The sequence below is a fragment of the Variovorax sp. Soil_C_17 genome, from assembly GCF_057657265.1.
The window spans coordinates 21,455-28,030 of record NZ_JBDGIT010000023.1 but is presented as its reverse complement, the minus strand read 5'-3'; the positions used below and the strand labels follow the sequence as shown (position 1 = coordinate 28,030).

Sequence of the window (6,576 nt, the reverse complement as noted above, 5' to 3'; positions counted from 1 at the left end):
CTCATGTCGGTTGCTTGCATCACACCCAGATGATGGCGCATTCCGAATTTTCAAGATGATGATTGCCGGATCAATAGCATGACGCTGCCACCATCCTCCCCGGTAGGAAACGGGCCGTATGGATAGATCGTTGCGTGCGCGGCGCCGGTGCGCGGTGGAGGGGGCGCACCATCGAACGCGTAGTACAAGGGATAGCTGGTCCACTCGGCGAGCGATTCCAGCATCGAGATGTCGATGTGCTGTCCGCGCCCGGTCTGTTGCCGCTGCAGCAGCGCTGCGAGAATGCTGGTGTAGGCGTACATGCCCGCGGCGATGTCGGCGATCGAAGGGCCGGCCTTGCACGGCTCGTCGGCTGTTCCAGTGACTGAAACGAAGCCTGCTTCGCTTTGAATGAGCAGATCGTAGGCCTTCTTGTCGCGGTAGGGCCCGTCTGCGCCGTAGCCGGAAATGTCACACACGATGATCGCCGGCTTGATCGCGGAGAGGCGCCTATAGCCAAGTCCGAGGCGGTCGGCGGCGCCGGGTGCAAGGTTTTGGATTACGACGTCTGCCCTCTCGATGACCAGACGTTCAAGCACGTCGGCCGCCTTCGGATGCTTGACGTCAAGCGTGAGGCTTTCCTTGGAGCGGTTGGTCCAGACGAAATGCGAGGCCATTCCTCGGACCCGTTGGTCGTAGCCGCGCGCGAAGTCGCCCACGCCGGGACGCTCGATTTTGATGACACGGGCGCCGAGATCAGCAAGCTGGCGCGTCGCGAAAGGCGCGGCGATCGCGTGTTCGAGCGTGACGACAGTCAAACCTTTGAGTGGTTGCATTGGTATCTCCGGTCAGCGCAGTGTTGCGATCGCGTCCATCGTCAGCCAACCTTCGTGGTCCTGAGCCCAGAGCCGCACGCTTTTGCCGTCTTCCTGGAGAGCACCGTTGACCTGGAATGGATTCAGATCGAACGTCGGTCGAACCGCCTTGAAGCGGAAAGTCGTGACCTCGGCTTCGGGCGAGTTTCGTCGCAGAAGGTCCATGAGCAGCGTTGCGATCAGCGGGCCGTGCACGATCAGGCCCGGGTAGCCTTCGACTTCGGTCACATACTTGCGGTCGTAGTGAATTCGGTGACCATTGAAGGTAAGCGCCGAGTAGCGGAACAGAAGGACGTCGTCCGGGACGATCACGCGTTGCCAGGTGGCGCCGGTTTCGGCTCGGTGTGGAGGTGGGTCCACATCAGTGGGCCTCTTCGCGTCGCGATACACGATGTCATGGAACTCCACCAGCGCGGGCTCGGTGGCGCCATTGCAGCGAAGCTCATGCCTCACCTTCACGAACATCAACTTGCCGGTACGGCCTTCCTTCAAGGTCACGTCGGCGATCGTCGAAGTACGTTCCACGGAGTCACCGATGCGGACGGGCGCACGGAACTCGAACTGGCTTCCGGCCCACATTCGACGCGGTAGTGGAACGGGCGGCATGAAGCCGCCACGTCGGGCATGCCCGTCTTCGCCGATTTCGCTCTGCCGGTGCTGAGGCAGGAAGTACAGCCAGTGCCACAGCGGGTGCAGCGGCATGCCGTGTTCGACTTGAATGGGTGCGTGGTCCAGGGTTGCATTGAGCCCTCTAGCAGGCGCTGAACCAATCTCGTCGTTCACTGTTTCACTACTGCCGATCCATTGCGTGAGGTCGCTCATGGCAATGCCCTCGCTTCCCATTTGTTGCCCCGGACGTCCTTTGGACGCGCCAGCCACTCGAATGTGCTCATCTGGTCTCACTTCCTAGAGTTAGATCAAGGCAAGCCTCAGTCGTCGCCGGATTCAACGCCAGCTCTCATGGAGAGCCGCTGGCGTACGCACCCTGCGAGGGTGGCGAGGTGTGTTGATTGGGTTCGGGCTTGCCGCGTAGGCGAACTTTAGATACTGACCACCGGCGAGGCCAATACAGTTTCAAGATCGAGGCGCAGCGTTTTTGCTATGGCGCGACCGCGCGGTCAGGAACAAACCAGCGATCGCCTCAGGGCCGAATCAGGCGAGCTTGAGTCGCCCAGGCCATTGACCCGAGTGGACGAGTTCGATGACCAGTCCTTTGAGTTCTGCTTCGACCTTCTCGCGAGCTTCGCTCAATGAGCGGTCCGCCCTGGTCGCAAGAACAACATTGCGCAGCACTTGCGGTTCGACAATGCGACGCGCGGAGACCTCGTTTCGGGCCAGCTCTTTTCGGAATGGCGAAAGCGATGTGACCGTATGGCCCATGCCTGCCACGACGACTTCCTTGATGCTATAGACCGATTCCACCTCGGCCTCCACCTTGACTTCCAGGCCGGCAGAGGCGGCCGCCTGGTCGATCACGGCTCGGAGCCCGTGTGGGCGGCCCGGAAGCATCAGCGGGATCTCCGCAAGCTCGCCCATCGTGACGGTGGAGCTTGCTGCCGGCTCAACCCTCGACGGCGGTCCAATCAGATAGAGCTCATCTTCCAGCAACAGGGTGGTGCGCAAGGTCTTCGTCACAGTGCTGGCCTCGTAGATGATGGCCGAATCGAGGCGGCCGTCTAGTAGCCACTCCATCAGCCACCCAGAGTGTCCCTCCACCAGGTGTAGCTCGATCCGGGGCCACCGGCTTCGAACCCTTTCGAGCAGCGCGACGGTCACGACCATGGAGACGGAAGTCGTGAGACCCAGGGAGACATGACCCTGAACTTCCTCGCCTGCGTTGCGCACGGCATCCTGAGCAGTCTGGACATCCTTCAGGATCGTGGCTGCATGTTCGGCCAGGACAATGCCTGCTCGTGTGAGTTCGACGCCCTTTGAGGTCCTATGAAACAAGCGAACTCCGAGTTCTTCCTCGAGCCGTCCGACATGAGCTGAAAGCGCAGGCTGCGCGATGTGAACCCGTTCGGCGGCTCGCGAGAACGAGCGCGCTTCCGCAATGGAAAGAAAGTAGCGCAGTTGTCGAAGGTCCATGGCGCAAGCCGGCTGTGCGAGATCCTCGCGCAGACCGCTGATGTCTCCAGTTGTTTTCGGCGGATGCTAAGGCGTCGCTACCCCTGAGGCAATACGGCTTTCGTCTGGCCCCGATCATGAAACTGTCTAGGTTCAGGTCTTCTTCCAGGCACTCCAGGTCCTTTGGATGTACTTGCCGGGGGGGGCGGCAAGCGGGCCATAAGGCCTCGAAGGGCACGACCATCGCCAATCGATATTGGCCTTGATGTGGGCCTCGCGCCTACAGTTTCGTCATTGGCGAGCAGAGACGAACCCGTTGAAGCCGCGGTGTACTTCCCGCAAGTCACTTGAAAGGGTGCCATGACAGACGATCAATTTGATAGCCCTGGCTACAGCTGCATAGTGCGGCAAGGTCCAAATCATGGACCGTCCCCGCTCCCACAGGAGGGCCGATGGAAGGAGGTGCGAAAGATCACCGACATCAGTGGTCTGACCCACGGATGTGGGACATGTGCTCCGCATATGGGGGCGTGCAAGCTCACGCTCAACGTGAAGAAGGGCCTCATTCAGGAGGCCCTCATCGAAAACGTCGGCTGCTCCGGAATGACGCACGCCGCCGCCATGGCTGCCGAGATCTTGCCGAACAAAACCTTGCTCGAGGCAATGAACACCGATCTGGTCTGCGACGCCATTAACAAGGCGATGCGCGAACTCTTCCTCCAGATGAGCTACGGCCGAACGCAGAGCTCATTCTCGGATGGCGGCCTGCCGGTGGGTGCAGCCTGGGAGGACCTCGGCTCAGGCGCGCGCAGCCAGCTTGGCACGTCATATGGGACGGTTGACGGGGGCGTCCGCTACCTCGACACCACCGAGGGACACATTCTTCGCATGGGCCTCGACGCGAACAACGAGGTGATTGGCTATGAGTTCGTCAATGTAGGCAAGATGATGTCGTCAATCGTCCAAGGGGTCAGTGCCGAGGAGGCGTTGGCCGCAGCCAAAGGCACCTACGGTCGCTTCGACGAAGCTGTCAGCTTCATCGATCCCCGCCGCAGCGGAATGGAGGCAGCGGGGATTCCCGAGAAGGGAGTGACCTGCAATGGCTGAGTTCGAGGGGAAGGACCGGAGATGGGATGGCATTTCGGCGCTGCTGGCTGCGCACGAGTTGGAGAGTCTTGAAGCTGCGGAAACGCTGGCATTGGCGCGCGGCGTCGACGTGCGAGGTCTGGTGCGGCGGATCCAGCCGATCTGTTTTGACAACGCATGTTGGGCCTATGTTCTTGGCGCCGCCGTAGCGTTGCGCCGGAAGGTTCGCGCGCCCGCTGAGATCGCAGCTGCCGTTGGTGAGGGATTGCAGGCGTTCTGCGTCCCTGGATCCGTCTCCGACCATCGTCAGATCGGTTGGGGTCACGGTCACCTCGCTGCTCGTCTACTTAGCGAAGAGACGCGCTGCTTTGCCTTCGTCGCCGGGCACGAGTCCTTCGCCGCGGCGGAGGGGGCAATCGGCATCGCGAATTCGGCCAACCAGGTACGCAAGAACCCGCTGAAGGTCATCCTCAATGGGCTGGGCAAGGATGCGGGCTACATCATCGCCCGGATCAATGGTTTCACCTACGTTCACACGGAGTGGGACCACGACTCCCGTGAGCTGAGTGTGTTGAACAGAAAGGTCTTCTCTCAAGGTCCGCGCGGCGTCGTGGAATGCTATGGAGCGGACGAGGTGGAGGAAGGTGTCGCCATCATGATCGATCAAGGGGTAGACATCGCCATCACCGGGAACGCGACGAACATGTCAAGGTTCCAGCACCCTGTCATGGGGACTTACAAGCGATGGTGCCTACAGAACGAGCGAGACTTCTTCGCTGTGGCCTCTGGCGGCGGCACTGGGAGGACCGTAAACCCCGACGAGAACGGTGCGGGCCCGGCCTCCTACGGTCTCACGGACACTGTCGGTCGCATGTACTGCGATGTTCAGTTGGCCGGCTCGTCTTCAGTTCCGGCGCACGTCGACATGATGGGGTTCATCGGGATGGGCAACAACCCCATGGTCGGGGCGACGGTCGCGTTGGCGGTCGCGCTCGCACAGTCCCACTAGTCGTCCATCTTGTGCGACGCGATGGCGAGCCGGATAGAACTCAGGCTCGCCACGCTGCTTGCGCAGCCTCTTTCTCTATCGGGTTTTCCGGACGTGGCCTCGGTCGAAGTTCGCGAGTGCCTTTTCGTTTAGGCGTCATCGCAAATCGGTCTAGCGCTAGACCCGTTTCACAGGGATTTCCCTAATCAGCTTGTAGCTCGCGAAGATTAAATTTCATCCTCAGATTGTCTGAGACCTGCTAGAAGCTAGCAGAACGCAGACATCAATGCCTGTAACCTGGAGATTTGCGAATGAATCAAAAGTTGTTCGACAAGGGCCTGAAAGTCCGCATGGAAGTGCTGGGGGAAGCCTATGTCGCAGCTTCCCTGAAGAACGCGGATCCCTTCAGTCTGCCGATGCAAGAACTTGTGACGCAGTACTGCTGGGGTGATGTGTGGAACCGTCCGGGGCTGGAGCGCAAGTACCGCAGCATGATCAATCTGGCAATGCTGACCGCACTCAACCGCCCGCACGAGTTGAAGATCCACGTTCTCGGTGCCTTGAACAACGGCTTGACCAAGGATGAGATCCTCGAAGTTCTGCTGCAGACGGCGATCTACTGCGGTGTGCCGGCAGCGCTCGACAGCTTCCGCGTTGCGCGGGACGCATTCAAAGAGGTCGAGGCGTAAATGAACCAGCCTGTCATCGGCTTTATTGGGCTGGGCCAGATGGGCCTGCCAATGGCCAAGCGCCTGGCTGCAAACGGCCACTCACTGGTCGTCCAGGAGGTCGACGCAGCTCGCATCGATGACCTTGTGAAGGAGCACGGCGACAAAGTCAGCGTCGCGCAGGGGCCTGACGCCTGGTCCGGGGTTGACGTGCTCATCACGATGCTTCCGAATTCAGCAGTCGTGGAGACCGTTCTGCTGACCAACGGCGTAGCGGAAGCGCTGAAGCGAGGAGCGCTCGTCATCGACATGAGTTCGTCCGAGCCGATGCGAACGCGCAAGCTCGGGGACCGTCTGCAGACCGATGGCCTTCGCTTCATCGACGCACCGGTGTCTGGCGGCGTCAAGCGAGCGACCGAGGGCAAGCTGGCCATCATGGTTGGCGGCAATGTCGACTACTTGGAGCAAGCGCGTCCTGTCTTGTCCGCAATGGGCACGACGATTATTCACGTCGGCCACATCGGAGCTGGTCATGCCGCAAAGGCCCTGAACAACTTCGTCTCAGCAACTGGTCTCGTTGCCGTCGTTGAAGCACTGCTGGCCGCGGAGCGCTTTGGCATTGACCCCGCCGTGATGACGGACGTGTTGAACAACTCCTCGGGCAAGAACAGCGCTACCGAAAGCAAAGTAAAGCAGTTCATTCTGAGCGGCACCTTCGGTTCGGGGTTCGCCCTGAAGTTGATGACCAAGGATCTGCGCATTGCCGTTGGGCTGGCAGATGAACTAGGTGGGCACGCCGACCTCGCACATGCGTGCCTCGACATCTGGGAGACGGCGGCTGATAAGTCCGATGCGAGTACCGACCACACCGCGATGTATCAATTGCTGAAGACGCAATAGCGCACCGCATTTC

6 protein-coding genes and 1 pseudogene are annotated in these 6,576 nt (G+C 60.4%); 4 read left to right on the top strand and 3 right to left on the bottom strand.

The window, feature by feature from the left end; all coding sequences use genetic code 11:
* Window positions 1-74: 74 nt before the first annotated feature.
* The 3 genes and pseudogenes from AC3A6Y_RS34245 to AC3A6Y_RS34235 all read right to left on the bottom strand — a co-directional run.
* Window positions 75-815: pseudogene (locus tag AC3A6Y_RS34245) on the bottom strand (CaiB/BaiF CoA transferase family protein); the annotation flags it as partial.
* Between the two features lie 12 nt (window positions 816-827).
* On the bottom strand, window positions 828-1,676 hold the full coding sequence (locus AC3A6Y_RS34240; protein WP_487872666.1) for an HTD2 family dehydratase: 849 nt from the start codon (window positions 1,674-1,676) through the stop codon (window positions 828-830).
* A gap of 330 nt (window positions 1,677-2,006) precedes the next feature.
* A complete protein-coding gene (locus tag AC3A6Y_RS34235) occupies window positions 2,007-2,942 on the bottom strand; it encodes a LysR substrate-binding domain-containing protein (protein WP_487872665.1) in 936 nt (311 codons plus the stop codon).
* A 441-nt stretch (window positions 2,943-3,383) separates the two neighbouring features.
* On the opposite strand from AC3A6Y_RS34235, the gene AC3A6Y_RS34230 reads away from it, so the two are divergent.
* The 4 genes from AC3A6Y_RS34230 to AC3A6Y_RS34215 all read left to right on the top strand — a co-directional run bounded on the left by AC3A6Y_RS34230 (window position 3,384) and on the right by AC3A6Y_RS34215 (window position 6,563).
* Entirely contained in the window at window positions 3,384-4,028 is a 645-nt protein-coding gene (locus AC3A6Y_RS34230) for a hypothetical protein (RefSeq protein ID WP_487872664.1), read from the top strand.
* Window positions 4,021-5,016 (top strand): GGGtGRT protein, encoded by a 996-nt coding sequence (locus AC3A6Y_RS34225; RefSeq protein WP_487872663.1) that lies wholly within the window; start codon window positions 4,021-4,023, stop codon window positions 5,014-5,016. Before AC3A6Y_RS34230 ends, AC3A6Y_RS34225 begins: the two co-directional genes overlap by 8 nt.
* Before the next feature lie 290 nt (window positions 5,017-5,306).
* Window positions 5,307-5,684: a carboxymuconolactone decarboxylase family protein gene (locus tag AC3A6Y_RS34220; RefSeq protein WP_487872662.1), complete on the top strand. Its 378-nt coding sequence runs from the start codon at window positions 5,307-5,309 to the stop codon at window positions 5,682-5,684.
* Window positions 5,685-6,563 (top strand): NAD(P)-dependent oxidoreductase, encoded by an 879-nt coding sequence (locus AC3A6Y_RS34215; RefSeq protein ID WP_487872661.1) that lies wholly within the window; start codon window positions 5,685-5,687, stop codon window positions 6,561-6,563. It abuts the gene before it with no gap.
* The last annotated feature ends 13 nt before the right edge of the window (window positions 6,564-6,576 follow it).